A 24,675-nucleotide genomic window follows, 5' to 3' on the forward strand; every position below is an offset into this window, starting at 1 on the left:
CGCCGATGGTAGTGTGGGGTCTCCCCATGCGAGAGTAGGACACTGCCAGGCATCAATTAAGCCAAGAGGCCATCCGCAAGGATGGCCTTTTTGCTGTGTGCGAAAGAAAAAGGCGCAGCCAGGCTGGGTCTTGTATTCCTCGTCGTCAAATCCCTTTTCCAGCAATACCGTTAATCATCTTTATCCAAGAGAAAAGGCCCCGAAGGGCCTTTGATTAGGGTGTGTTTGCTTTTTTCACTTATTATTCGTTTAGTGTGAGCTGCCCTGGGAAATGCCCAGGCCGGTTTGTGAACGTACAAATTGAGCACGGAAGCGTTCGCGTTCTTGTTGCCCGGCTAAAGAGCTGTCGGTAACCGAGAACAGCCAGGTGCCGACGAACGCGACAATCATCGAGAACAGCGCCGGATATTCATACGGATAGATGGGTTTCTCATGCCCCAGGATCTGCACCCAGATCGTCGGGCCGAGGATCATCAGGATCACCGCAGTGAGCAGACCCAACCAGCCGCCGATCATGGCACCACGGGTTGTCAGACGTGACCAATACATCGAAAGAATAATAATCGGGAAGTTACAGCTGGCAGCGATAGAGAAAGCCAAGCCGACCATAAAGGCGATATTCTGTTTCTCAAACAAAATCCCCAGAGCTATCGCCACGATACCCAGGATCACCACGGTAATCTTGGAGACGCGCAGTTCGTCACGCTCAGTCGCTTTGCCGTTTTTAATCACGCTGGCGTACAAATCGTGAGATACCGCTGAAGCACCCGCCAACGTCAGGCCTGCGACTACGGCCAAAATGGTGGCAAAGGCGACAGCAGAGATAAAGCCGAGGAAGAAGTTGCCGCCCACGGCGTTGGCTAAATGCACCGCCGCCATATTGGTACCGCCCAGCAGCGCCCCGGTGGCATCTTTGAACGCCGGGTTAGGGCTGACCAACAAGATGGCCCCGAAGCCGATAATAAAGGTCAGGATATAGAAGTAACCGATAAAACCGGTGGCGTAGAACACGCTTTTGCGGGCCTCTTTAGCGTCGCTCACGGTAAAGAACCGCATCAGAATATGTGGCAGACCAGCGGTACCGAACATCAGCGCCAACCCCAGAGACAACGCAGAAATAGGGTCGGAAACCAGACCGCCCGGGCTCATGATGGCGAGGCCTTTTGGATGCACCTTCACGGCTTCGGCAAACAGGGTGTTGAAGTCGAAATTGACCGATTTCATCACCATCAACGCCATAAAGCTGGCGCCGGCCAGTAACAGCACCGCCTTGATAATCTGCACCCAGGTGGTGGCCAACATCCCACCGAACAAGACGTACAGCACCATCAGAATACCGACCAGAATGACCGCCACGTGGTAATTGAGGCCGAACAGCAGCTGAATCAGCTTGCCGGCACCGACCATTTGGGCAATCAGATACAGTGCGACCACCACCAGAGAGCCACAGGCGGAGAGCGTACGGATTGGCTTTTGTTTTAACCGGTAGGAAGCCACGTCAGCAAAGGTGTAACGGCCCAGGTTACGCAGGCGTTCTGCAATCAGGAACAAAATGATCGGCCAACCGATCAGGAAACCGATGGAGTAAATCAGTCCGTCATAGCCGGAGGTATACACCAGGGCAGAAATACCCAGGAAAGAGGCCGCTGACATAAAATCGCCGGCAATCGCCAGACCGTTCTGCAGACCGGTAATTTTCCCGCCGGCGGTGTAATAGTCCTGACGTGAGCGAGTGCGTTTTGAGGCCCAATAGGTGATATACAGCGTGGCGCCGACAAACAGGATGAACATGACGATGGCCTGAATGTTCAACGGTTGGCGCTTCACTTCACCGCCAATGGCATCGGCAAAGGCCAGGCCCGGTAGCATCATCAGAGCGGCGGCGGACAGTAAACGCTTCATTTCTTCACCTCACGCAGGATTTCTGCAGTCAGGCGATCGAATTCGCCGTTGGCGCGGAATACGTAGATCCCGGTGAGCACAAAAGAGATCACGATCAGGCCAACGCCTACCGGGATCCCGCGGGTAATAGTAGATCCTGCGGCGATCGGGGTGCCCAACCACTGAGGATCGAAGGCGATCAATAAAATAAAGCCAACGTAGAGCGCCAGCGTAATCAGCGACAGCAGCCAGGCAAATCGGCTGCGTTTTCGCACCAGCTCGATAAAGCGCGGGTTTTCCTCAATCCCTTGATAAATGGTGTCATTCATCAGAGTGTCTCCAGTAGGTATTGAACGAATACGCCGCGCTTGAAGCCGATCATTGGGTTATCTTCCCGCCGATCGGCCAGAGGCGGCGTAAATTATGACGGCACTTTCATTGATTGTTTTTCTTCCAACAGCTTGTCGACTACGGCCGGATCCGCCAGCGTTGAGGTATCCCCCAGGTTGCTGGTATCGCCGGCGGCAATTTTGCGCAAGATACGGCGCATGATCTTGCCGGAGCGCGTTTTGGGCAGGGAATCTGTCCAGTGCAGCACGTCCGGGGTAGCGATCGGCCCTATTTCTTTACGTACCCAGTTACGGACTTCGGTATAAAGCTCAGGCGAAGGTTCCTCGCCGTGATTGAGCGTGATATAGGCGTAAATTGCCTGGCCTTTAATGTTATGCGGAATGCCGACTACCGCCGCTTCGGCGATTTTCGGATGAGAGACCAGGGCGGATTCGATTTCGGCGGTGCCCAGACGGTGGCCGGATACGTTCAGAACGTCGTCGACGCGGCCAGTGATCCAGTAGTATCCGTCTTCGTCACGGCGCGCGCCGTCACCGCTGAAATACATGCCTTTAAAGGTGGAGAAGTAGGTTTGCTCGAAGCGATCGTGATCGCCGAACAGGGTTCGCGCCTGACCAGGCCAGGAGTCGGTGATCACCAGATTGCCTTCGCAGGCACCTTCTTGCGGCGTGCCGACATTATCGACCAGCGCCGGCTGTACGCCGAAGAACGGACGCGTTGCCGAGCCGGCTTTCAGCTCGGTGGCGCCCGGTAGTGGGGTGATCATAAAGCCGCCGGTTTCGGTCTGCCACCAAGTGTCTACGATGGGGCATTTGCCGTTGCCGATTTTATTGTAATACCACTCCCAGGCTTCCGGGTTGATTGGCTCGCCCACCGATCCCATGATACGCAGCGAGTCGCGTTTGGTGCCTTCGATCGCTTTGTCGCCTTCAGCCATCAGGGCACGAATGGCGGTGGGCGCGGTGTACAGAATATTGACCTGATGCTTGTCGATCACCTGTGACAGACGGTTGACGCCAGGGTAGTTCGGCACACCTTCAAACATCAGGGTAATGGCGCCACAGGCCAGTGGGCCGTACAGCAGATAGCTGTGGCCGGTGACCCAACCGACGTCGGCGGTACACCAGTACACGTCGCCATCGTGGTAGTCGAACACGTACTTAAAGGTCAGGGCGGCATAAACCAGGTAGCCGCCAGTGGTGTGCAGCACACCCTTGGGTTTGCCGGTTGACCCCGAGGTATAAAGGATAAATAGCGGATCTTCCGCATTCATCTCTTCCGGCGGGCAGTCGGCTGAGACGCCTTCGGTCAGCTCATGCCACCACAGATCGCGGCCTTCCTGCCAGTAGCCCGGTTTGCCGGTGCGCTTGAACACCACAACGTTGGCGACGCTTTTCACACCAGGATTTTTCAGCGCATCATCGACGTTTTTCTTCAAGGGTACGGCACGTCCGGCACGCAGGCCTTCGTCAGCGGTAATCACCAGTTTTGAGTTGGAATCGATAATTCGTCCGGCGACCGCTTCCGGTGAAAAACCGCCAAAGATGACCGAATGCACGGCCCCGATGCGGGCGCAGGCCAGCATGGCCACCGCAGCTTCCGGTACCATCGGCATATAGATAGCCACGACGTCGCCTTTTTTAACGCCCAGCTTTTTCAGCACGTTGGCGAACTGGCAGACATCGTGGTGCAGTTGTTTGTAGGTCACTTTTTTTGACTGGGTGGGATCGTCACCTTCCCAGATGATGGCAGTTTGGTCACCACGTTCGGCCAGGTGGCGATCGAGGCAGTTGGCCGCCAGGTTCAGGGTACCGTCTTCAAACCAGCGAATGCTGATATGGCCCGGATCAAACGAGGTGTTTTTTACCCGGCTATAAGGCTTTATCCAGTCGAGAATTTTTCCCTGCTCGCCCCAGAACGTTTCTGGGTCTTGCACAGATTGTTGATAATATTGTTGATATTGTGTCGGACTGATCAGGGCGTGTTCTGCAATTGCAGAAGGAATAGCGTGTTTATGCACTTGGCTCATAGCTTTTCTCCTTGAAGTTGTTAATGATATGTCAACTGAAGGTTAAGTATAGTTTGCTCCGATTCTTTGTTTCTTTTTTGCGCGGCAGATCACGCAACGAAGATATTGATTTGTAATAGTTCTGCCCCATTTGTGTTGAGCATCTATCTGCTTGGCGGGAAAAAACGTTCAGATACCAAGTTTTCGCCAGAAAACACTATCTAAAGAACTAAAAAGAATAAACAATCCCACAATAAACCCGTTTTTTATCGCCATTTTTTAATATAAAACGCCACTGCTGAAATCTCGGTTAAATCCTTTTGGAACATAGTTCCCTTTTGATATTCGATGTTGATATTAATAGTGGAGTGGTCAGTCAGCGGCGTTAATAAGAGAATGATTTGAGAATCATCCTAATAAATAGACGATAAAATGCGGTACCTGAACGTTCTTATATTTTCATTTTTAAAACTTTATTGCAACAAAATATAAACATGTACGATGGACTAAATATGCAAGATTAGCGAAAATAAACGCACTTCCATCCGGCTAAAAAAGCAAAGTATGAGGTGGTTTCGTGATACATCTCGCATAAAATTATGCTTTTAATAACAACTAATTATGTTTGGTGAAATTAAATACCAAATTCATTGGTGATTATATTTTGCACAGAAGGTCGATAAAACAAGGCTTGCAGAGCATGCCTTTCAGATGGTACAGATTTAAATAGCGTCACACTAAGGGCAGGTGAGCGCTTCGTTGTCATCAACATAAGCCTGTATTAAATGATTAAGTATTCTTTTCGGCGAATTGTTTTAAATACGCGGAAAAGAGTCTTTGAGGACTTTTTGGGTATGAAAAGTGTAAAAATCAGTCTTGCTTGGCAAATCCTGATCGCGTTGGTACTGGGTATTATCGTTGGGGCCGTACTCCATAATCAGACGGAATCACGAGAGTGGTTAGTCAGCAATATTCTTAGCCCGGCGGGAGATATATTTATTCGCCTGATTAAGATGATTGTTGTGCCGATTGTTATTTCTACACTGGTTGTCGGTATCGCCGGGGTGGGAGATGCGAAAAAGCTGGGTCGGCTCGGATTGAAAACCATTATTTACTTTGAAGTGATCACCACTGTTGCCATCGTGGTGGGGCTGACGCTGGCTAATGTTTTTCAACCCGGTCACGGTATCGACATGTCGACGCTGACCGCAGTCGATATCTCGCAGTATGAAAAAACCACTGAGCAGGTGCAAAGTGGATCGCACAGCCTGGTTGCCACGGTTCTGTCGTTGATCCCGTCGAACATTTTCGCTTCGATGGCGAAGGGCGACATGTTGCCGATCATCTTCTTCTCGGTGCTCTTTGGTCTTGGTCTGTCGTCATTGCCGAAAGAAACCAAAGAGCCGCTGCTGAAGGTGTTTAAAGCCGTTTCCGAAAGCATGTTCAAAGTCACTCATATGATCATGCGCTATGCGCCGATCGGGGTATTTGGTCTGATCTCAGTGACGGTTGCCAACTTTGGTTTCGCCTCGCTGTGGCCTTTGGCCAAGCTGGTGGTGCTGGTGTACTTTGCTATCGCCTTCTTCGCTTTGGTGGTGCTGGGCGCGGTTGCCCGCATCTGCAATCTGCGTATCTGGACGTTGATTCGTATTTTGAAGGATGAACTGATCCTGGCCTTCTCCACAGCCAGTTCAGAAACGGTGTTGCCGCGTATCATCGAAAAAATGGAAGCCTACGGTGCACCGAAGGCGATCACCAGTTTTGTGGTGCCGACGGGTTATTCCTTTAATCTGGACGGCTCGACGCTGTATCAGAGCATCGCCGCCATTTTTATTGCGCAGCTGTACGGTATTGAGCTGTCCCTGGGGCAGGAGATTGTCCTGGTGGTGACGCTGATGCTGACCTCTAAGGGCATTGCCGGCGTGCCGGGGGTTTCCTTTGTGGTGCTGTTGGCCACGCTGGGCAGCGTCGGGATCCCGTTGGAAGGTCTGGCGTTTATCGCCGGGGTTGACCGTATTCTGGATATGGCACGTACCGCGCTGAACGTGGTGGGTAATGCGTTGGCGGTATTGGTGGTCGCGAAATGGGAGCACCAGTTCGACAGCAAAAAGGCGCGGGCTTACGAACAAGCGTTCTTGTCCGGCAAGGTAAAGCAGGTCAACGAGTCTTAACGGCTATTGCGCTTGCTTATGAAAAAACCCGCCTTGTGCGGGTTTTTTTTCGTTCATTTTCCACAGAGGAATTAACAGGAAGGTGCGGAACCTTGCGGTGGCAAGAAGCGCAGCGGATCCAGAGCGGTAGCGCGATAGCGTATTTGGAAGTGCAGCATGACCTTATCGGTACCTGTGCTGCCCATGGTGGCGATTTTTTGCCCGGCTTTCACTTCCTGCGCGTTGCGCACCAGCAGGGTGTTGTTATGAGCGTAGGCGCTGATGTACTCGTCATTGTGTTTGATCATAATCAGGTTGCCGTAGCCCCGCAGTTGGTTACCCACGTACACCACTCGACCTTTGGCTGCGGCAAATACCGGCTGCCCGCGGTTACCGGCGATATCAATGCCTTTATTGCCACCGTCGGCGGTAGAATACTTGCTGACGATATTGCCCTGGGTTGGCCAGCGCCAGCATTTGATACTGCTGCGGATCGGCGGCGCCACGGCCGCAAGTTGGCCTGTCGATTTCGTTTTACGCGTTTTACCTTTTTGCGCCGTCATATTATTTAACGCCAGCTTTTGGCCAATCTCGAGATTGTAAGGCTTGGGGATCTTGTTGCGACGCGCCAGCTCGCTGACTTCGCTATTGGTGATCCAGGCAATATAGAACAGGGTATCACCGCGTTTGACGGTATAGGTGCTGCCGCTATAGCTGCCTCTGGCCAGGCTATCGTAGTCGCGGTCATAGGTGTTGGCCTTCTTTCCGGAGCCACAGCCCAGCAACGCAAGACTGACTACGCACACGGCAATCAGCCGCCATACAGCGAATGTGCTTCCCATACTCAAATATCGTCCTTAAACGTCGTCGCCCTTAGTAGTTATGCTGCCAGGTGGTACTTGTGCGGGAGCATAGTGATCTTCGTATAGTAACATCAACGGCTATGTGGTCAAAAAAGCTGCCTGGTGGTTTCACTGGACGGCGATATATGCCGCCTTCATTTTGTCACTGTATAATAATGCGATAACTTTCACCGTCCTGGTAACTTCACCATGTCCCTCTTGTCTGCCCGTTATTTATTACCCACCGCCGCGTTGTTGCTGATTGCATTGCTGATTTATAGCGGTGTTTACCCCTATGACCGAATGACCTGGCTGATGGAAGTCATGCCGGTTGTGATAGCGCTGGTCGTCTTGGGGCTGACCCGGCGTCGTTATCCGCTAACCCCCTTGTTGTACCAGCTGATTTTTCTCCACGCGTTAATTTTGATTTTTGGCGGTATGTATAGCTATGCGCGCGTGCCCGCCGGGTTTTACGTGCAGGAGTTATTGGGATTGGGGCGTAACCCCTACGATAAGCTTGGGCATTTTTTCCAGGGGCTGGTGCCTGCGCTGGTGGCGCGGGAAATTCTGCTGCGTGGGGATTATGTCCGGGGCCGAAAAATGTTGGGTTTCGTGGTGTGCTGCATTGCGTTGGCCATCAGCGCGGTTTATGAACTGATCGAATGGTGGGCCGCATTGGCATTAGGGCAGGGTGCCGATGAGTTTCTGGGAACACAGGGCGACCCATGGGATACCCAGTCTGACATGTTCTGTGCCCTGTTGGGGGCGGCATGTGGGCTGTTGCTGTTCGGCCGTCGACAGGATCGGCAACTGGCTGGTTTAAGCGCGAAATAGCGTTCCTCCGTTTATCAACTAAAGTATTAGGTTTTAGCCTGCAGCTCGCTTCGGGGTAATGGAGTAGGCGGAAATGGATATGCAAGAAACCTTAACGCTCTCAAGCTATCTGGTACTGGCCGCCACCTTGCTGGTGGCCTATGTCATTTTCGGCATTGCCGGTTTTGGCTCGGCGTTGGTCGCCAGTCCGGTGATGGCGCTTTATATTCCGGTAGCGAAAATTGTTCCTTTGCTGGCGCTGCTGGACATGTGCGCAGCCATTGTTAACGTCAGCCGCGATGGTCGCAATGCACAATGGACAGAATTAAAACGGCTGATCCCGGTGATGATTATCGGCAGTCTTCTGGGCGCGGCGATCCTGCTGAAAACCCGGCCGGATATCCTCTTGTTGGCGTTGGGCATTTTTGTGGTGCTCTATGCTCTTTATTCGCTCAGCGGTTTAAAACCCGATCGGCAATTTTCGCCCAAGGCTTCGGTGCCTTTTGGCCTGGTGGGCGGGATTTTCAGCGCATTATTCGGCAGCGGCGGCTTTATCTATGCCATCTATCTCAGCGGTCGTATTGAGAAGAAAGAGGCTTTCCGGATGACTCAAACCACGCTTATCGGGATGAGTACGTTGACGCGGGTGGTTATTTTCACCTTTGCCGGTGTTTATCTGGACATTGATTTATTGCTACTGGCATTGGTGCTGCTGCCGGGGATGTTGGTGGGGATTACCCTGGGGCGTCATTTCACTTTGAAAATGTCACGTGAGCAATTCCTGAAGCTAATCAATGTGATTTTGTTGGCCTCGGATACCGCGCTGATGATTAAGTATTTCAGTTGAGCATGCTGGGCGGAATGCCTTCTGCCATGCCAGCGAGCTTTGCTTCGATCCCGATTAAGCGGCGCTGGTGGGTGTGGCCACTTATTCAGGCATTCTCTCAGGCGCGCCAGGCCCTCAGGTTATGAGGGCCAAGCCGGTGATTTATTGCATGGGCATGCCGGCATCAAGGCGCATCAGGGCGAGCAGTAAGCCGCTGAGTGCGGCATAGAAGCCAAACTTGTCGTAACTGAGGCAGCGCTGATTAAACTCCGGCAGCCAACTCAGACAGTGAATCAAGGCTTCACTTCGCAGTTCAAGCAATTCTCTGCGCTCATTCCCAGCTTCTGTTAATGCGAAATTCAGGTGGCTCAACAGTTCGACAACCAGAGCTAAATGATCTTCCGGTTCGCCAAAGGAACTCGCCACCGCCATGCCCGATTGTGCCAACAGCGCTTTCATCTGCGCGCTGGGTTCCTGCTTAAAACGCGAAGATTCCAACTGATAACAAGAGGAATAGGGTAACGCAGCGGACTTCTCCGTCATCAGGAACAGCCCGGCGAAGTCGGCGGCCAATTCCAGTTGCGCGTCGGGCCGCTGTTGGAGTGCCGTAACGGTTTGTCTGAATTGGGTTACCGGCGCTGTCAGCCCCGGCAGCGGTTCAATTATTGCCAGCCATGCGGTGAGTTCAGGGCTGGTCAGTTCTGCAATTTGCACGTCGCTAAGCTCGCGGGCGAAACTGCCGGATAACCAGGCATAGAGGCAAGCATAATGCGGATGTCCCAGAGCTGAAATATTATCTTCCATGGAACCACCTCCTTACTGCGGCACGTTTGCTGGCGTCATCGGCACGTAGTCGCATTGCGCAACCATTTCCAATGGGCCATCAAAGGCGGTAACAGGTTCGATTTTGCCATTAAAGCGTTCAATCTCAACCAGTGCCGTATGGGCGCTAGTCGCCTGAGCCAGCTCGGAAGAACCGATATCCAACGTCAGTACATTTGGATTGCCGTATTTGCACAGGCTACCCGCCACGCCGCCACGTTCAGGATCGTACCAGGCACCCTCATGGATGCGGATCACTCCCGGCGCATAGCGATCTGAAACTACCGCACCCGCTAAAACCTGCCCGCGGGCGTTAAACACCCGAACAACATCACCATTATTGATGCCGCGAGCATCCGCATCTTCCGGGCTGATAAATACCGGTTCCTTACCTGCAACGCTGTACTGTGCACGCAAGGTTTCAGACTCGCACAGCTGGGAGTGCAGCCGGAAATCGGGATGTACCGACTGCAAATGAAGTGGATAGCTCGCTGAAAGCGGCCCGCCGTGTGAACGTTCTGCCTTTTCAAACCACATTGGGTAACCTTTGCAGTTCTTATAATTCATATCCGCAATACTCTTTGAGTAAATCTCGATCAGGCCGCTTGGGGTGCCTAAAGGTTCCAGATCCGGGTCTTGACGAAACGCCTGGTGACGCACGAACATTTCGGGGTGATGGAACTCGACGTAGCCATCGCCATCCCAAAACTCATCGAATGCAGGCAAAGTCACGCCGCGTCCTTTGCCCTGGCGCGCGCCGTCCTGATAAATGCGTTTGATCCAACCCATTTCATCCAGGCCTTCGGTGAAATCACGTTCGCGATCGAACAGTTTGCAAAGTTCGCGCAGGATATCGAAGTCATTACGTGCCTCAAATTGCGGCGGTACCAGCTGTTTCATCGCGATAATGCCGCGATTGGAGTGGTTGCCAAACTGATCGAGATCGTTGCGTTCGAATTGTGTGGTAGCAGGCAGAACGATATCGGCAAAACGACAGGTTGAGGTCCACTGATTATCAATAGAAATCACGGTTTCCAGTTTCTGCCAGCCGGCAATCATCCGGTTAACCTGCTGATGGCGATGGAACGGATTGGTGCCTGCAAACACGCACATTTTCAGCATTGGCAGCTTGACGCGTTTGCCATTCCAATCGATCTCCTTGCCCGGCTCCAGCATGGCATCGATAAAGCGCGCGATCGGAATGGTACTGCTGTAACCTTTGAAATCCCCCTTGGCATGGCGTGCCGGCGTAGCGGTGGAACCGGAGAAACCGCTCAGGATCACCCCTTTGCGGCTCGGTGTACCTGCGCCGTTGTAGTGCCAACCAAAACCGAACCCGCCGCCAGGTAAGCCGATTTGGCCAAGCATCGCCGCCAGCACTACCGTCATCCACGCCCATTGTTCGCCGTGTTGCATACGTTGCACGCACCAGCCCGCAATGATTTGCGTACGGTTGGCCGCCATTTGACGAGCCAATGCCTGAATGATTTCAGCATCGACGCCACACAGTGCTGACGCCCATTGGGCATCTTTAGGTTGGCCGTCCGTTTGGCCCAGCAAATAAGGGAGGAATTGCTCGAAGCCAACGCAATAGGTTTTGAGGAAGTGGGTATCGTGCAGATTCTCGCTGTACAGCGTGTGCGCCAGCGCTAACTGTAGGGGCACGTCTGTTTGCGGATTCAGAGCGATGTGCTGCACATGCTCACGGCCTAAAAACGCATGGGTAGATGACACCACTGGGTCAATGCTGACAACGTTGATTTCGCCTTTGGCCACTTTGGCTTTAAGTTCGGCGTAATATTCATAAACATCATGATCCGGACACCACCAGTTGGCCTGCTGGTTTTTCACCAGATCCGATCCCCAAAGCACCAGCGTTTTGCTGTTTTTCAGCACCAACGGCCAGGAGGTTTGCTGTTCATACACTTCCATTGAACCCACCACCCGCGGCAAAATCACCTGAGCGGCACCGGTTGAATAGTCACCGCCGGTACCGACAGAATCCCCGTGCAGGGCCAGCGCACGTGCCAGCATGCCCGCGGCATTGTGGAACATGCCGGTCGATTGCCAACCGGTGCCGGATAGCAGAGCAGACGGGCCGTAGGTGTTCTGCACCCGCTCAAGCTCTTGATAGAACAGGTTCAGTGCTTCATCCCAACTTACCCGCACAAAACGGTTGTCGCCGCGCTGTGTGGTATCACTCAAATGGCGTTTACGCATCCAGTCAATTCGTACCATCGGGTAACGGATGCGTGCCGTGCCATGGACATGATCGGGTAAGCCCGCAATCATTTTCGAGGGATATTTATCCATTTCGAAGGGTTTGGCAGCGACAAATCGCCCGTCCACCACGGTCGCGCGGATGGCTCCCCAATGGGAACCGGTCAGTATACCTTCTTGCAACCCTCCCTGAGCCAGGGCGTTTTTGGGTACTAACAGCGAAGGGCCTATCATGCCAATGGCCGTTAAGCCACCAAGCTGAGCCAGAAAACGACGGCGGGACAAGCTGACTTTCTGTGATGATTTCATGTGCATTCTCCCTTAGTGCTTCTGGTCTGCGCCGCCGGTATCGGAAGCATTCATCTGCAAATATTTCAGCAGGGTGCGTTCTTCGCGCTTATCAAGGCTGGTAAAGCCCACCATGCCGTTCAGCGTGCCGATCCAGCCGTTGGCATCAAAGTGCGCAATGTCAGGGGCACCGTGGCACTGATTGCAGGTTCCGGTGTACAGCGCGCTGGTGTAGGCCCAAATCGGTTTGATATCGTTGACCAGGTCGCCTTTTTGTACCCAGGCGGTGGTTTGCAGTTTGCTCCACTCCGCACCGGTGGCGGCTACCGTGTTTTTTTCAAGCGTTTGGGCGTGTTTTTGCACTTCATCGCGAATGGACGAAACAAAAATGCGTTTGCCAGGCAGCAGCGAAAGCACGCGTTGGCGCCCCTCGGTTTCTGTCCAGCCCACGATTTGCACTTCGAGCCAATCGCCGTCACGTTTTAAGACCTTAACTTCTGAGGCCGGCAGCAGAGAGCCCGCCGGTTCTTTATCGCCTTTGGCCGCGTAGATAGGTTTCATGTCCAGCGTATATAGCGTGTTGCCGTCGCTGTTTTCGTTGGCCTGCAGGCGCATATCTTCAAATTGCTTGCGGAAACCGCTACTCATGTCCGGCAGTTGGTGAGCAATCCCCTTGTGACAATCAACGCAAGACTGATTGTCCTTCGCCGCAATGCTCATCTGTTTGGCCGCTTCCGGGTGCTGCTTGCTGTGCTCCATGGCCTCGTAGTTATGGCAAGAACGGCAGCCGACGGAGTTGTTGTCTTTCATGCGCTTCCATTCACGCTTGGCCAATTCGGCGCGTTTCGCTTCGAATTTCTCAGGCGTATCAATCGAATGGGCAATAAAGTTTTGATAGAGATCGTTGGCTGCTTCCAGCTTGCGCCACAGCATGCCTGGAATATCTGGTGGGATATGGCAGTCACGGCATTCTGCGCGTACGCCGGACGCATTCTTGAAGTGAACGGACTGTTGATATTCTTGATATACCGGCTGCATCGCATGGCAACTGACGCAGAATTCCGTATTGCTGGTCAGCTTAATGCCAGCGTGCGGCACGATGATGATGGCCAATCCGAGAATACAACCGATCCCTAACAGTGCCAGCACTGACCATTTGGCACTGGGCCGTGTCAGTTTTCGCCAAAGTTTGCTCATAAATAAACCTTCTCGTTATTATGGGTACTCCTTTAGTAGGATATTGAGTAAATATGAATGGGGTCACCGGTCTGGATGAATGGAGTAAGTCAGAATATGAATGGATATGAACAGACTGAAGCGAGCGTGAAATCATGAGCCATCACATTGTTATCGTTGAAGACGATCCGGTTACACAGGCGCGCTTACGTGATTATTTTGTTCATGAGGGCTATCAGGTTTCTGTGGCCGAAAGCGGGGCGGGGCTGAAGGAAATTATGCTGCTTCAGCCGGTGGATCTGGTACTGCTGGACATCAACCTGCCCAATGAAAACGGCTTGTTGCTGACCCGATCTCTGCGTGAACGCTCAAACGTCGGCATTATTCTCGTGACCGGCCGTTGTGAGCAAATTGATCGGATTGTAGGGCTGGAAATGGGGGCGGATGACTATGTCACTAAACCCCTCGAGTTGCGTGAGCTGGTGGTGCGCGTCAAAAACCTCCTTTGGCGTATCGATTTGGCCAAGACGCCAGCAAGGCAAGGGCAACAGGAAAACTGCTATCTGTTCGCCGGATATTGCCTTAATCCTTCCAGGCATACGCTGGAATGCGAGGGGGAGCCGATTCGCCTGACGCGAGCCGAATACGAAATGCTGCTGGCGTTTATTACCAACCCGGGCACGGTGTTGAGCCGCGAACGGCTGTTGCGCATGTTGTCATCTCACCGGGTGGACCAGCCGGATCTTCGTACCGTAGATGTATTGATCCGCCGGTTGAGAAACAAATTGAGCCACGAACTGTTCGTCACCAGGCATGGCGAGGGTTACTTTCTCGCGGCTGAGGTTAGCTGAAGGGAACAGGTACACCGGGCGAAAACCCAGGGGAGAAAGGGATAGCTTTACCTTCTCAGGGGAAATGTTCGCCGGTGTCAGTACCAGAATTTGCGGGCTGATGTTCATGTCCACGTTTTGATGCTGCAAGGCTCGAATGGCTTGATCGACGGCCAGCTCGCCCTGTAGCGCCATCTGGTCACTGGCTGCCACGATGATTCTGCCCCGTTTCAGTCCCCGATATACCTGATGTGACAGGTAAAAAGAGACAATTCCCAAGGGATGGCGACGGTTGCGTGCTTCCCCCATGGCGACCTGAGCGGCAATGGCATTCCCGGCAATCAGGTTGATTTCAGGGTGTTTTTCCAGCATGTCCTGTAATAAGTTGCGCTGTATTTCTACGTCGTTATCGCCATAAACCACATCAACGATCTGTATCGAACTTCCTTCCACCGCGGTGCGAAATCCGTCAACCATTTCCCGGCTGCCTCCGGCATCCTTTGGCCCTGGCATCAGCAGCACATGGAGTGAAGGGTGAGGGGGATGCTCGGCCAGATATCGGCCGGGTTGGTAGCCCATTTGAAACCAGGGCACGCCCACCCGGGCTTTGGCCGCCGCATAATTCAGTTCATTCACTACGGCAATCACCGGCGAGTTGCCAACGGATGCTGCCAGGTCGGGAAATTGAGCCAGGCTGCTGCCAAGCAAAATCGCATCGGCCCCCCATTGGCGACAGAGCGTTAATTGTTCGCGTTGGGTTTCAAGCTGCGAATAGCCACCGGCTTCAAATATCTTCAGCTGCACTTTGGTTCGCTGGGCTTCACGGATCATGCCGTAATTGATCGAGAGCCAGTAAGCGTCCTTCAGGCTGGGGTAGAGGGCGCACAATTTCCAACGGCGTTCCATCTGCAATACCGGCATGGCGGCAACCGGCTCTGATTGTCGCTCGTTTAGCCAGCGCACCAGAGGGGCTTGCGAAACAGCCAATGCCGAGCAGGTTATCGTGCCGCAGAAAAACGGCAGAAGAAAACGGAAAATCGCGCTGCGCATAATAGCCTCATATTTAATAAGTCTTTATGCTAGAGGTTTCGTCACTGATAAAACAACTTTAATTTCATCATCAGGATACCTATGGGGCACCCTTCGTTAACACAGCGACTTTGGTTGGCTTTTCTGCTGATGGCAGGGTTAGCGCTGATCAGTTCGCTGATAGGTTGGTTGGGTTTTCGCTTTATGGGCGAGGTCGAACAAAACCACACCCGGTCGGTGATCCCGACGATGAATTTGGCCCGGCAACTCAGTGAGGCCAGTGCATACGAATTGTTTTCCGCCCAAAGTTTAACGAATGCCGATACCCAAGCCGATTGGATGGCACAAGGAAAGATGCTCACGGTGCAAAGTTTGCGTATCAGCCGGCTTTTGGAACGTTTGCGCAGCCAAGGGTTTGATACGACGGCGATAGAGCAGCAGGAGTCCGACATTACGCGCAGTTTAGGTCTGCAGGGTGAGTTGGTTGGTCAGCGCCTGACGCTGCGAAAACAGCAGCGCGATCTTTCCCGTGAAATTATGGATGCAGCGGCCCGCATTGCCGAGTTGGCCAAAGGGCAGTTAAACAATGCCGCAACGGCCGCAGGCGTTACGCAGGCAGGGATTTACGATTTGATTGAGCAGCATCGCAATCAGGCCGCGGAGCAGGCGTTAGACCGCCTGATCGATATCGATTATGAATATCAAAATCAAATGGCCGAGCTACGGCTCAATGCGATACAAATTGAGCATCTGATTTTGCTGCTGGAGAAGGAGCTTGCCGAGCGTGCGCCAGCAGAATTAATCTCCCGTATCGGCAACTACGTTCGTATTCTCCAGCGCAGGCAGGAGCGAGTCGAAGATCCCCTTACAAGCGAAAAGATAGCGCGTGAATTACAGACCCTGGAACGTTATCAACAGCTTGCGGCACTGTATCAGCGGGAACGGGATCTCCGCGCGCAGCTTCAGGCGCTGTCGCAAGACAACCTGGATATGTTTACTCGCTTCAGTACTGAAATCAGCCGTCAGGTCAGCGATATCGAGCGGCGTAATACTCAGGCGTTAGAGGCACTTCGGCAGGCTCGGGAAACGGGAAAGTTCTGGCTGATTATCTTGAGTTTATTCTCGTTGGTGGCGCTGTCATTGATCCTGTGGCGCGTGGTGTGGCGCTCGGTGACGTTGCCCTTGGCGAAGCAAGCAGCGGCTCTGGAAGGGTTATTGGAGGGCGATCTCAACACGCCATTCCCAGCGACTTCCGGTGTGCGGGAGCTAAATACCATGGGGCAGTTGATGGAGGCTTTTCGCGCCAATGCCTATGCCTTACAAAACCAGCGCCAAGACCTGGTGAAGCAGGTCGAATTACGTACTGCAGAATTAGAAGCCATGGTAATGGAGCACCACCAGGCTCGCGCTGAGGCGGAAAAGGCCAACCGGGCTAAGTCGGCCTTTTTGGCCGCGATGAGCCATGAAATTCGAACCCCGTTGCACGGTATTCTTGGCACGGCTCAGCTGTTGTCGGAACAGGCGCTGTCGCTAAAGAACCTCTCCTACGTACAGGCGATCAATGACTCCGGTGAGAGTCTATTGGCGATCCTCAACGATATTCTGGATTACTCCGCGCTCGAGGCGGGTAAGAGCAGCGTGACGCTCAACGAAGAGGCTTTCGACCCACGTCAGTTACTGGCGAGTATCATGAGGTTAATCTCCGGGCGGGTACGTAATCGTGAGATTACATTGGCTCTCACTTGTGCTGACGAATTGCCGCAATGGCTCAAGGGTGATGCGCGGCGTATTCGCCAAATTGTGATGAATTTGTTGGCTAACGCCCTGCGTTTCACCGATCAAGGCCGGGTGGATATTCGCTGCCATATTGATGGGCCGCGCTGGCAAATTGACGTTGCAGATACGGGGTGTGGCATTGCCGGTGAAGCACTGGCACAGATTTTCAAACCCTTTGTACAGCTGACGGCCAAGCGCGGTGGCACCGGGCTGGGATTGGCGATCAGCCGGGGGCTGGCGGAGGCACTGCAAGGCAGCTTAAGCGTCACCAGCACGCTGGGGAGCGGCAGCTGTTTTTCACTGAGTCTGCCGCTGATTATCGCGGCTACGCCCATACAGCATCGGGCAGAAGAACGAACGGATCTTTCCGGTTACCGTCTGCTGCTGGTGGAAGATAACCTGGTCACCCAGCGTATTACCGCCGAAATGTTGCTGTCTTGCCATGCCATGGTTGAGGTGGTTGGCGATGGCCAAAGCGCATTGAACCTATTGGCAGTTGATGGCGCATTCAGCGGTGTACTGGTGGATTTGGATCTGCCGGATATGGACGGTGTGACGCTCTCTGGGCTGATTGCTGCGTTGCAGCCACAGTTACCCCTTATTGGTTTCAGCGCCCATGTTGCCGACGAAACGTTAAGGCTCCGCGTCGGCGAAATATTCTGCGGATTGATACAAAAACCTATCGCCTGTGCAGCATTAAGCCGACTGATTGAGCACTATTTAACGGCGGAAAAATGCCCGATGCAACTCGGTCCCAGTTTGGATCTCGTTCAGCTAACGCAGGATATGGCGGTGTTCGGTAAAGAGAAAATCAGCGAGTGGCGAGACTTGTTCACAGAACATGCCTTGTTATGGGTTACTGAGCTTGAACAGGCCAGCGAAGCGGGCGATGTGCGCAGAGTTGTGCATTTGGCACATAAACTAAAAAGCAGCTGTGCCAGTTTGGGCATGCAGCATGCGGTTGAGGCCTGTTCCGAGCTGGAGCAGACACCGGATAAATTGATTCCGCTGCGCCAAATCCTCACGGAAGAATTGCGGCAGCTTTCGGCCTGGCTCGATGCGCAATAAGGTCGTGCGATCGAACTTGTTCAATGAATAGTCCTGTCTCAGAAAGCAAAAAACCCGCCATAGGCGGGTTCTTCTAAATAGGGTGCCGGACTCGGACAACCGGCGCTTGCGCCGGATTGAACAACGCTTTAGCGTTGGCCCGCAGGGTGAGGCCTTTGGCCGAATAATCGAACTTGTTCGATGAGGAGTCCTGTCTCAGAAAGCAAAAAACCCGCCATAGGCGGGTTCTTCTAAATAGGGGGCCGGACTCGGACAACCGGCGCTTGCGCCGGATTGAACAACGCTTTAGCGTTGGCCCGCAGGGGAGGCCTCTGGCCGAATAATCGAACTTGTTCGATGAAGAGTCCCACTCTAGAAAAGCAAAAACCCAGCCATTGGCTGGGTTCTCTAAATATGGTGCCCGGACTCGGACAACCGGCGCTTGCGCCGGATTGAACAACGCTTTAGCGTTGGCCCGCAGGGTGAGGCCTCTGGCCGAATAATCGAACTTGTTCGATGATGAGTCTCACTCCAGAAAAGCAAAAAACCAGCCGTTAAGCTGGTTTCTTTAATTAGTGGTGCCCGGACTCGGAATCGAACCAAGGACACGGGGATTTTCAATCCCCTGCTCTACCGACTGAGCTATCCGGGCAACGCGCAGCATTAAACCGTATTGGCCGAAGTCAGTCAACGGCTTTGTGAACGAAATAAGGCAAAACGCGTCCGGTTGCTGGCTTTTCAGTCAAAGGGAGCAAAAAAAGCGCGAGATGGGCGTAAAGTACCGTGGTTGCGCTCGCCGCCATGGTGTCATTCAGCTTAATGCGCCATTTCTGCGGCACTGAGCGACCTGCAAGATGTCTTCCGCCAAGCGCTTGGCAACGGATACGTCCTGGAGCTGACGTTTTATCAGCAGTTTGCTGAGGCAGCCCTCTTGGATCAGTTCCATCTGCTGCGCCACCATATCCGCATCGTCGGCGTCCATTTCTCGCAGCAGGTCACGGGTCAGTTCCAGCGAAGTCAGCTTCTGCTGCTCGGCCAGCTGGTGGATAGGGTGATCCACCTCCGGGAAGAAGCTACAGGCGGCAATAAACAGGCAGCCGGGATAGCGATCGTGTTGTACGTACTCTGCCAGCACGTCGTAGCGTGCCAGCAATTTTTGCTGTGGGCTCAGGGCTTCGTCCAGCAGCAACTGACGACGCCAGGTGTCAATTTGCTGGCCGTGATAGCGCAGGCAGTCATACAGCAGCGCTTCGCGATCCGGCCAGAAGCGTTTAAGATCGCTCGGCTGTACGTCGAGTTTTTCTGCCAGCATTTCTAATGTGGTGGTTGCCAGGCCCTGTTGTTCCAACAGCCCCAGTGCCGTATCAAGAACTTGTTCGCGTTGCACTTGTGCTCCCTCCAAATTCGGTTCTGAACTTCAGTGTTATTTATTGCACTACTTTCTGCAAATGCGCGTTGAACGTTGGAGCATCCATAAATCCGGTCACCCGCTGGGCCGTCAACTCTTGTCCTGCGCCGTTAAAAAATAGAATTGTCGGCAAACCCAGGACTTTCAAGTGCTTGAGCAGCGCTGCCTGTTCGGCATTGTTGGCGGTCACATCCGCCTGCAGCAGCACGGCATTGGTCAGCTTAGCCTGAACGGCCGCATCACTAAAGGTATACTTTTCGAACTCTTTGCAGGCGACGCACCAATCGGCATACAGATCCAGCATCACCGGTTTACCCTGTGCTTGCTGCAGCGCCAGGTTGAGCTGCTCCACATTACTGATCTGCGTAAAGTTCAGATGTGGTGCTGCCTGCTGAGTGCTGTTAACGCCAAAAGCCCAGTCTTGCAACGGCCGTGCGGCGATCACCGCCGCTGCCAGTAATAGCATCTGTAAAACACGGGCCCAGCCGCGGGAGGTTTTCAGGCTAAGGGCAAATGCCCAGCCGAAGAACGCCAGACCCAGCAGGCTCCACAGCCGCAGCCCCCACAGATCGCCGATCACACGCTCCAGCAGAAATACCGGCAGGGCGAGGATCACAAAGCCGAAAGCCTCTTTGACATACTGCATCCATGGGCCGCTACGCGGCAGCAGGCGGTTGCCGAACAGGGTGACGAGCACCAGCGGGATCCCCATGCCTAATGCGTAAAGGTACAAGGTACCGCCGCCGGCCCACATATTACCGCTCTGGGCAATGTAGAGCAGGATCGCGCTGAGTGGTGCGGTGGTACAAGGGGAACAGATCAATCCAGCCAGAGCCCCCATCAGGAACACGCCGGGCAGCGAGCCTCCTTTTTGGGTATTGCTCCAGCCCGCTAAACGCGTTTGCAGCGAGGCCGGTAATTGCAATGAATAGAGGCCAAACATCGACAATGCCAAGGCGATAAACAGCACTGAGAGGCCGATCAACACGTACGGATGTTGCAGTGCCGCTTGAAACTGCAGCCCGGCGGCAGCGACCACCAAACCCAGCAAGGTATAGGTCAGCGCCATACCCTGCACGTAAACCACGGCCAACGCCAAAATTCGACCGCTGCTATGCGGTTTTTCACGGCCCAGAATGATGCCGGAAATCAGAGGGTACATCGGCAAAACGCAGGGGGTGAAAGCGATACCGATACCGATCAGCAATGCCCACAGCGGTGAAAACGGCAGATCATTGGGAGCCGGTACCGGCTCTGCCGCAGTAGGGAGTACCGGAGCGGCGGAGGCGCTCACGGCATTCAACGGGATCACGCGCGTTTCCGGCGGGTAGCAGAAACCGGCTTCCGCGCAGCCCTGGTAGGTCACGCTCAGGCTGGCATCTGCCGTTGCTTGTTGCAGCGGAATCTTCAGATTCAGCTGTTGCTTGAAAATGGCGACCTCGCCGAAAAATTCGTCTTTGTGGCTCAGCCCGGCGGGCAGTTCAACGGTGCCCAGCGTGGCCTGCTTTGGCACCAGTTTGATCTGCTGGCGATACAGGTAATAACCGGGACGAATTTGCCAGTCCAGCGACAGCTGATTGCCTTGCTGTTTGAAATCAAAGGCGAAGGCCTGATCGACAGGCACGAACTGGCTACCGCCGTTTTGGCCGAACAGCGAAGCCTGGGCCGCCTGCGGCAGAAAGAACAGGCTGCAAAGCAGAAAAATCAGTTTAATGAGGCGTTGATCCATAACAGGTAGTCTTTATCTCCGGCCATCACCGGCAACACCAACAGTTCTGGCGTCTGGTAGGGGTGATGTTGTTTCAGGTAGCTGAGCAGGGCATCTTGATGGTGGCAATCGCTTTTGAACAGCATCTGCACTTCATATTCCTGTTCCAGTTTCCCTTCCCAGTAATATAACGACGTTGCGCCGGGTAACAGCGTGGCGCAGGCCGCCAGCTTTTCCCCCAGAACCCGGGCCGCCAGGTCTTGTGCCGTGGCCTCATCGGGTGCGGTGCAGAGTATGACGACAGCTTCGCAATCAGACATCTTCAGCCCTCTCATCCAGATTATCAGTGGGCACTATACCTTGAAGGGCGGTCAGCTAGAAGGCGAGTTTATCGCCAGTGGGGCAGGAGAGGGGAAACCGGGGCCGCAGCCCCGGGGTGAAGCATTACAGCATCACGCTGCCCAGCAGGAAGCCAAACAGCACCGCCAATATCACGCCGATGGTGCCGGGGATAAAGAACGGGTGGTTAAACACAAAACGCCCGATGCGGGTGGTGCCGGTATCATCCATTTGTACCGCGGCGACCAGCGTTGGGTAGGTTGGCAGGATAAACAGGCCGGAAACGGCGGCGAAGGAAGCCACTGCGGTCAATGGCGATACGTTCAACGCCAGCGCCATCGGCATCAGCGCCTTGGCGGTGGCGGCCTGAGAATACAGCAGCGCCGAGCAGAAGAAGAAAATCACGGCCAATAGCCACGGATGCGATTGAATCACCGTGCCAGCAGTCTCTTTGATCCAGTCAATGTTGGCTTGAACAAAGGTATCACCCAACCAGGCTACCCCCAGAATACAGATACAGGCGCTCATGCCGGCCTTAAAGGTGCTGGAATTAAGCACCATATCGGTATCGACGCGGCACAGCAGGGTGGTCAGGGTAGCGACGCTAAGCATGATGATCAGAATGGCGTTGGTGGTGTTCATCAGCGGTTTTGCCACCAGGCCCAGGCCCGGGCTGTTGATGATGGCGTAAGCCACCACGCACAGCACGCCGAGCAGGAACAGCAGCACCGACACTTTGGCGCGGGGTTTGATTTCCATGATCTTGTTGCCGCGCAGTGTTACCAAACCTTCTTCCAGGCGCTTCAGGTAAACCGGATCGTCCGACAATTTGGAGTCGAACAGCCAGCTTACCAGCAGCGACATCACCAGTACGGCGCAGAAGGTAGACGGCATCACGACCATCAGCAGGTGCAGATAGCTGACGCCGTGCCCTTCCATCACTGAAGACATGTACACCACCGCGGCAGAAATTGGCGAGGCGGTGATGGCGATCTGTGCGGATACCACGGCGGTAGACAGCGGACGGCAAGGCTTGATGCCCTGTTCTTTCGCGACTTCAGCGATCACCGGCAGCGCGGAAAGCGAAATGTTGCCGGTACCGGCGAAGATAGTCAGAAAATAGGTGACGATCGGTGCCAGAATGGTGATGTGCTTGGGGTTCTTGCGCAGCAGTTTTTCCGTTTGCTGCACCAGATAGTCCATACCGCCGGCGACCTGCATCGCCGAGATCGCAGCAATCACTGCCATGATGATGGAAATGACGTCGAACGGAATACTGCCCGGTTTCACGCCAATCAACGCCAGGACCAAAACCCCCAGCCCGCCTGCAAATCCAATCCCGATACCGCCCAGCCTGGCCCCTAAAAAAATGGCCAGCAGAACGATAACCAATTCTACGGCTAACATAGTGTCTACTCCTTAAATAAGTTTTTTTGAAAACGAAAAGTTAAAATTTTGTGGGCGATGGAAAGTAAAAAGGCACGCTATCCAGGGGGATTTAGCGTGCCTTTTTGGGCTACCGGGTGTGTCTGTTATTGTTCATTTTCATCCGTATAGCGTTTGGCTTTATAGGCCGGGTGCATCAGGTTCTCCACGGAGAAGATGTCATCCAGCTCGGCTTCGGTCAGCAGACCGCGTTCCAGCACGACTTCACGTACGCTCTTGCCGGTTTCGGCGCAGATCTTCCCGACGATGTCACCGTTGTGGTGGCCAATGAACGGGTTCAGATAGGTGACGATACCGATAGAATTGAAGACGTAGTGCTCGCACACTTCTTTATTCGCGGTGATGCCGTTAATGCATTTTTCCAGCAGGTTATAGCAGGCGTTGGTCAGGATGTGAATGGACTCGAACATCGCCTGGCCAATCACCGGCTCCATGACGTTCAACTGCAGTTGGCCCGCTTCGGCCGCCATGGTAACGCAAGTGTCGTTGCCAATCACCTTGAAACATACCTGATTGACCACTTCCGGTACGACCGGGTTGACCTTGGCCGGCATGATGGATGAGCCCGCTTGCAGTTCCGGCAGGTTAATTTCGTTCAGACCGGCGCGTGGGCCTGAAGACAGCAGGCGCAGGTCGTTGCAAATTTTAGACAGTTTAACTGCGAGGCGTTTCAGCGCACTGTGCACCATTACGTAGGCGCCGCAGTCGGAGGTGGCTTCGATCAAGTCTTCGGCCGGCACGACAGGCAGGTTGCTGACCTCTGCCAATTTTTGAACCGCCAGTTGCGGGTAGCCTTCCGGAGTGTTCAGCGCCGTCCCGATTGCTGTCGCACCCAGGTTCACTTCCAGCAGCAGCTCGGCGGTGCGATGCAGGTTGCGGGTTTCTTCTTTCAGCAACACGCTGAACGCATGGAATTCCTGGCCCAGCGTCATTGGCACCGCATCCTGCAACTGGGTGCGCCCCATTTTCAGGATGGTTTCAAACTCTTTTGCCTTGCGGTCAAACCCTTCGCGCAGCTGGTTGATGGCGTCGATAAGCTTCTGATTGGAGGCGTAAACCGCAATGCGGAAACCGGTTGGGTAGGCGTCGTTGGTAGACTGGCACTTGTTGAGATGATCGTTAGGGTTCAGGTATTGGTATTCGCCTTTCTGGTGGCCCATCAGCTCCAGACCAATATTCGCCAGCACTTCGTTGGTGTTCATGTTCAATGAAGTGCCCGCGCCGCCCTGGAACACATCCACCGGGAACTGGTCCATGCATTTGCCTTTATCCAGCACTTCGTCACAGGCCTGGATGATGACATCAGCGATTTTACGTGGAATGGTTTTGAGTTCTTTGTTCGCCATCGCTGCGGCTTTTTTTACCATTACCATGCCGCGAACAAACTCGGGCACATCGCTGATTTTGCTGTTGCTGATATAAAAGTTTTCAATCGCACGCAGAGTGTGAACACCGTAATAGGCTTCTGCGGGGACTTCACGTGTTCCTAACAGGTCTTCTTCGATACGAATGTTATTTGACATGTGAACCTTCTTTGTATTGCTGCCGAATTAATTAATTGTCAGGGAACCAAATTATGTTGCCGAAGGCTTCAGGCATGAAACGATTAACCACTGTGCCCGTTGCTGCCCAGATCATATGCTGGTTAGTAATAAATGACTGAATCCAGATCACCTTCTGAGCCTTCTTAAATTGCCTGTTTCTGGTTCTGTGAT

At 53.7% G+C, this 24,675-nt stretch carries 17 protein-coding genes, 1 tRNA gene and 1 pseudogene; 5 read left to right on the forward strand and 14 right to left on the reverse strand.

Going from position 1 to position 24,675, the window contains the following annotated elements; translation table 11 throughout:
- Positions 1-249: 249 nt before the first annotated feature.
- The 3 genes from actP to acs form a co-directional block, all read right to left on the reverse strand.
- On the reverse strand, positions 250-1,902 hold the full coding sequence (actP, locus tag M2407_RS22035) for a cation/acetate symporter ActP (protein ID WP_122076651.1): 1,653 nt from the start codon (positions 1,900-1,902) through the stop codon (positions 250-252).
- Positions 1,899-2,210 carry a DUF485 domain-containing protein gene (locus M2407_RS22040; protein ID WP_020824859.1) on the reverse strand — a complete coding sequence of 104 codons (312 nt, stop codon included), beginning with the start codon at positions 2,208-2,210 and terminating at the stop codon, positions 1,899-1,901. Before M2407_RS22040 ends, actP begins: the two co-directional genes overlap by 4 nt.
- A 92-nt stretch (positions 2,211-2,302) precedes the next feature.
- The gene (gene acs, locus M2407_RS22045; RefSeq protein WP_048762782.1) at positions 2,303-4,261 is read right to left on the reverse strand and encodes an acetate--CoA ligase; all 1,959 of its coding nucleotides are present in this window, start codon (positions 4,259-4,261) and stop codon (positions 2,303-2,305) included.
- Positions 4,262-5,094: 833 nt separating this feature from the next.
- Between acs and gltP the strand changes: the two genes are divergently transcribed.
- Positions 5,095-6,411, forward strand: coding sequence for a glutamate/aspartate:proton symporter GltP (gene gltP, locus M2407_RS22050; RefSeq protein WP_122076658.1), 1,317 nt, complete (start codon positions 5,095-5,097; stop codon positions 6,409-6,411).
- 71 nt (positions 6,412-6,482) lie between these two features.
- Here gltP and actS read toward each other — a convergent pair whose 3' ends face one another.
- Positions 6,483-7,232, reverse strand: coding sequence for an amidase activator ActS (gene actS / locus M2407_RS22055; protein WP_187962157.1), 750 nt, complete (start codon positions 7,230-7,232; stop codon positions 6,483-6,485).
- A gap of 210 nt (positions 7,233-7,442) precedes the next feature.
- Between actS and M2407_RS22060 the strand changes: the two genes are divergently transcribed.
- Entirely contained in the window at positions 7,443-8,066 is a 624-nt protein-coding gene (locus M2407_RS22060) for a DUF2238 domain-containing protein (protein ID WP_259219786.1), read from the forward strand.
- A gap of 79 nt (positions 8,067-8,145) precedes the next feature.
- Positions 8,146-8,892: a sulfite exporter TauE/SafE family protein gene (locus tag M2407_RS22065; RefSeq protein WP_259220003.1), complete on the forward strand. Its 747-nt coding sequence runs from the start codon at positions 8,146-8,148 to the stop codon at positions 8,890-8,892.
- A 141-nt stretch (positions 8,893-9,033) separates the two neighbouring features.
- Here M2407_RS22065 and torD read toward each other — a convergent pair whose 3' ends face one another.
- Genes torD through torC form a run of 3 tightly spaced genes read right to left on the reverse strand, consistent with a single transcriptional unit; the run spans position 9,034 to position 13,398 of the window.
- Positions 9,034-9,675, reverse strand: coding sequence for a molecular chaperone TorD (gene torD / locus M2407_RS22070; protein WP_187962158.1), 642 nt, complete (start codon positions 9,673-9,675; stop codon positions 9,034-9,036).
- A 12-nt stretch (positions 9,676-9,687) separates the two neighbouring features.
- Positions 9,688-12,222, reverse strand: a complete 2,535-nt coding sequence (gene torA, locus M2407_RS22075) for a trimethylamine-N-oxide reductase TorA (protein WP_259219791.1) — start codon at positions 12,220-12,222, stop codon at positions 9,688-9,690.
- A gap of 12 nt (positions 12,223-12,234) precedes the next feature.
- Positions 12,235-13,398 carry a pentaheme c-type cytochrome TorC gene (torC, locus tag M2407_RS22080; RefSeq protein ID WP_259219792.1) on the reverse strand — a complete coding sequence of 388 codons (1,164 nt, stop codon included), beginning with the start codon at positions 13,396-13,398 and terminating at the stop codon, positions 12,235-12,237.
- A 134-nt stretch (positions 13,399-13,532) separates the two neighbouring features.
- Here torC and torR point away from each other — a divergent pair, with 134 nt between their 5' ends.
- On the forward strand, positions 13,533-14,228 hold the full coding sequence (torR, locus tag M2407_RS22085; RefSeq protein ID WP_122076679.1) for a two-component system response regulator TorR: 696 nt from the start codon (positions 13,533-13,535) through the stop codon (positions 14,226-14,228).
- Here torR and torT read toward each other — a convergent pair.
- A pseudogene (torT, locus tag M2407_RS22090) lies at positions 14,208-15,257 on the reverse strand (TMAO reductase system periplasmic protein TorT); the annotation flags it as partial. The gene torR and the pseudogene torT sit on opposite strands and share 21 nt — an antisense overlap.
- Positions 15,258-15,338: 81 nt before the next feature.
- On the opposite strand from torT, the gene torS reads away from it, so the two are divergent.
- Positions 15,339-18,080 (forward strand): TMAO reductase system sensor histidine kinase/response regulator TorS, encoded by a 2,742-nt coding sequence (gene torS, locus M2407_RS22095; protein WP_259219794.1) that lies wholly within the window; start codon positions 15,339-15,341, stop codon positions 18,078-18,080.
- A 555-nt stretch (positions 18,081-18,635) separates the two neighbouring features.
- On the opposite strand, the gene M2407_RS22100 is transcribed toward torS, so the two are convergent.
- The 6 genes from M2407_RS22100 to aspA all read right to left on the reverse strand — a co-directional run bounded on the left by M2407_RS22100 (position 18,636) and on the right by aspA (position 24,483).
- Positions 18,636-18,711: transfer RNA gene (locus tag M2407_RS22100), tRNA-Phe, on the reverse strand.
- Between the two features lie 159 nt (positions 18,712-18,870).
- Complete coding sequence (gene dicD, locus M2407_RS22105) at positions 18,871-19,446, reverse strand: division control transcriptional repressor DicD (RefSeq protein ID WP_020824878.1); 576 nt, start codon at positions 19,444-19,446, stop codon at positions 18,871-18,873.
- Positions 19,447-19,486: 40 nt separating this feature from the next.
- On the reverse strand, positions 19,487-21,196 hold the full coding sequence (locus M2407_RS22110; protein WP_122076688.1) for a protein-disulfide reductase DsbD: 1,710 nt from the start codon (positions 21,194-21,196) through the stop codon (positions 19,487-19,489).
- A complete protein-coding gene (gene cutA, locus M2407_RS22115; RefSeq protein ID WP_020824880.1) occupies positions 21,172-21,495 on the reverse strand; it encodes a divalent cation tolerance protein CutA in 324 nt (107 codons plus the stop codon). The genes M2407_RS22110 and cutA overlap by 25 nt, the downstream gene beginning before the upstream one ends.
- A 124-nt stretch (positions 21,496-21,619) precedes the next feature.
- Entirely contained in the window at positions 21,620-22,921 is a 1,302-nt protein-coding gene (locus M2407_RS22120; RefSeq protein WP_044553921.1) for an anaerobic C4-dicarboxylate transporter, read from the reverse strand.
- A 125-nt stretch (positions 22,922-23,046) separates the two neighbouring features.
- The gene (aspA, locus tag M2407_RS22125; RefSeq protein WP_020824881.1) at positions 23,047-24,483 is read right to left on the reverse strand and encodes an aspartate ammonia-lyase; all 1,437 of its coding nucleotides are present in this window, start codon (positions 24,481-24,483) and stop codon (positions 23,047-23,049) included.
- Positions 24,484-24,675: the final 192 nt, after the last annotated feature.

This window comes from Serratia sp. BIGb0234, assembly GCF_024809915.1.
In the GTDB taxonomy this organism is placed as follows: domain Bacteria; phylum Pseudomonadota; class Gammaproteobacteria; order Enterobacterales; family Enterobacteriaceae; genus Serratia; species Serratia liquefaciens.

What these genes read in the sequence shown, in the direction of transcription:
- actP (WP_122076651.1), bottom strand. Translation starts at nt 1,902, where the DNA reads ATGAAGCGTTTACTGTCCGCCGCCGCTCTGATGATGCTACCGGGCCTG.
- M2407_RS22040 (WP_020824859.1), bottom strand. Translation starts at nt 2,210, where the DNA reads ATGAATGACACCATTTATCAAGGGATTGAGGAAAACCCGCGCTTTATC.
- acs (WP_048762782.1), bottom strand. Translation starts at nt 4,261, where the DNA reads ATGAGCCAAGTGCATAAACACGCTATTCCTTCTGCAATTGCAGAACAC.
- gltP (WP_122076658.1), top strand. Translation starts at nt 5,095, where the DNA reads ATGAAAAGTGTAAAAATCAGTCTTGCTTGGCAAATCCTGATCGCGTTG.
- actS (WP_187962157.1), bottom strand. Translation starts at nt 7,232, where the DNA reads ATGGGAAGCACATTCGCTGTATGGCGGCTGATTGCCGTGTGCGTAGTC.
- M2407_RS22060 (WP_259219786.1), top strand. Translation starts at nt 7,443, where the DNA reads ATGTCCCTCTTGTCTGCCCGTTATTTATTACCCACCGCCGCGTTGTTG.
- M2407_RS22065 (WP_259220003.1), top strand. Translation starts at nt 8,146, where the DNA reads ATGCAAGAAACCTTAACGCTCTCAAGCTATCTGGTACTGGCCGCCACC.
- torD (WP_187962158.1), bottom strand. Translation starts at nt 9,675, where the DNA reads ATGGAAGATAATATTTCAGCTCTGGGACATCCGCATTATGCTTGCCTC.
- torA (WP_259219791.1), bottom strand. Translation starts at nt 12,222, where the DNA reads ATGAAATCATCACAGAAAGTCAGCTTGTCCCGCCGTCGTTTTCTGGCT.
- torC (WP_259219792.1), bottom strand. Translation starts at nt 13,398, where the DNA reads ATGAGCAAACTTTGGCGAAAACTGACACGGCCCAGTGCCAAATGGTCA.
- torR (WP_122076679.1), top strand. Translation starts at nt 13,533, where the DNA reads ATGAGCCATCACATTGTTATCGTTGAAGACGATCCGGTTACACAGGCG.
- torS (WP_259219794.1), top strand. Translation starts at nt 15,339, where the DNA reads ATGGGGCACCCTTCGTTAACACAGCGACTTTGGTTGGCTTTTCTGCTG.
- M2407_RS22110 (WP_122076688.1), bottom strand. Translation starts at nt 21,196, where the DNA reads ATGGATCAACGCCTCATTAAACTGATTTTTCTGCTTTGCAGCCTGTTC.
- cutA (WP_020824880.1), bottom strand. Translation starts at nt 21,495, where the DNA reads ATGTCTGATTGCGAAGCTGTCGTCATACTCTGCACCGCACCCGATGAG.
- M2407_RS22120 (WP_044553921.1), bottom strand. Translation starts at nt 22,921, where the DNA reads ATGTTAGCCGTAGAATTGGTTATCGTTCTGCTGGCCATTTTTTTAGGG.
- aspA (WP_020824881.1), bottom strand. Translation starts at nt 24,483, where the DNA reads ATGTCAAATAACATTCGTATCGAAGAAGACCTGTTAGGAACACGTGAA.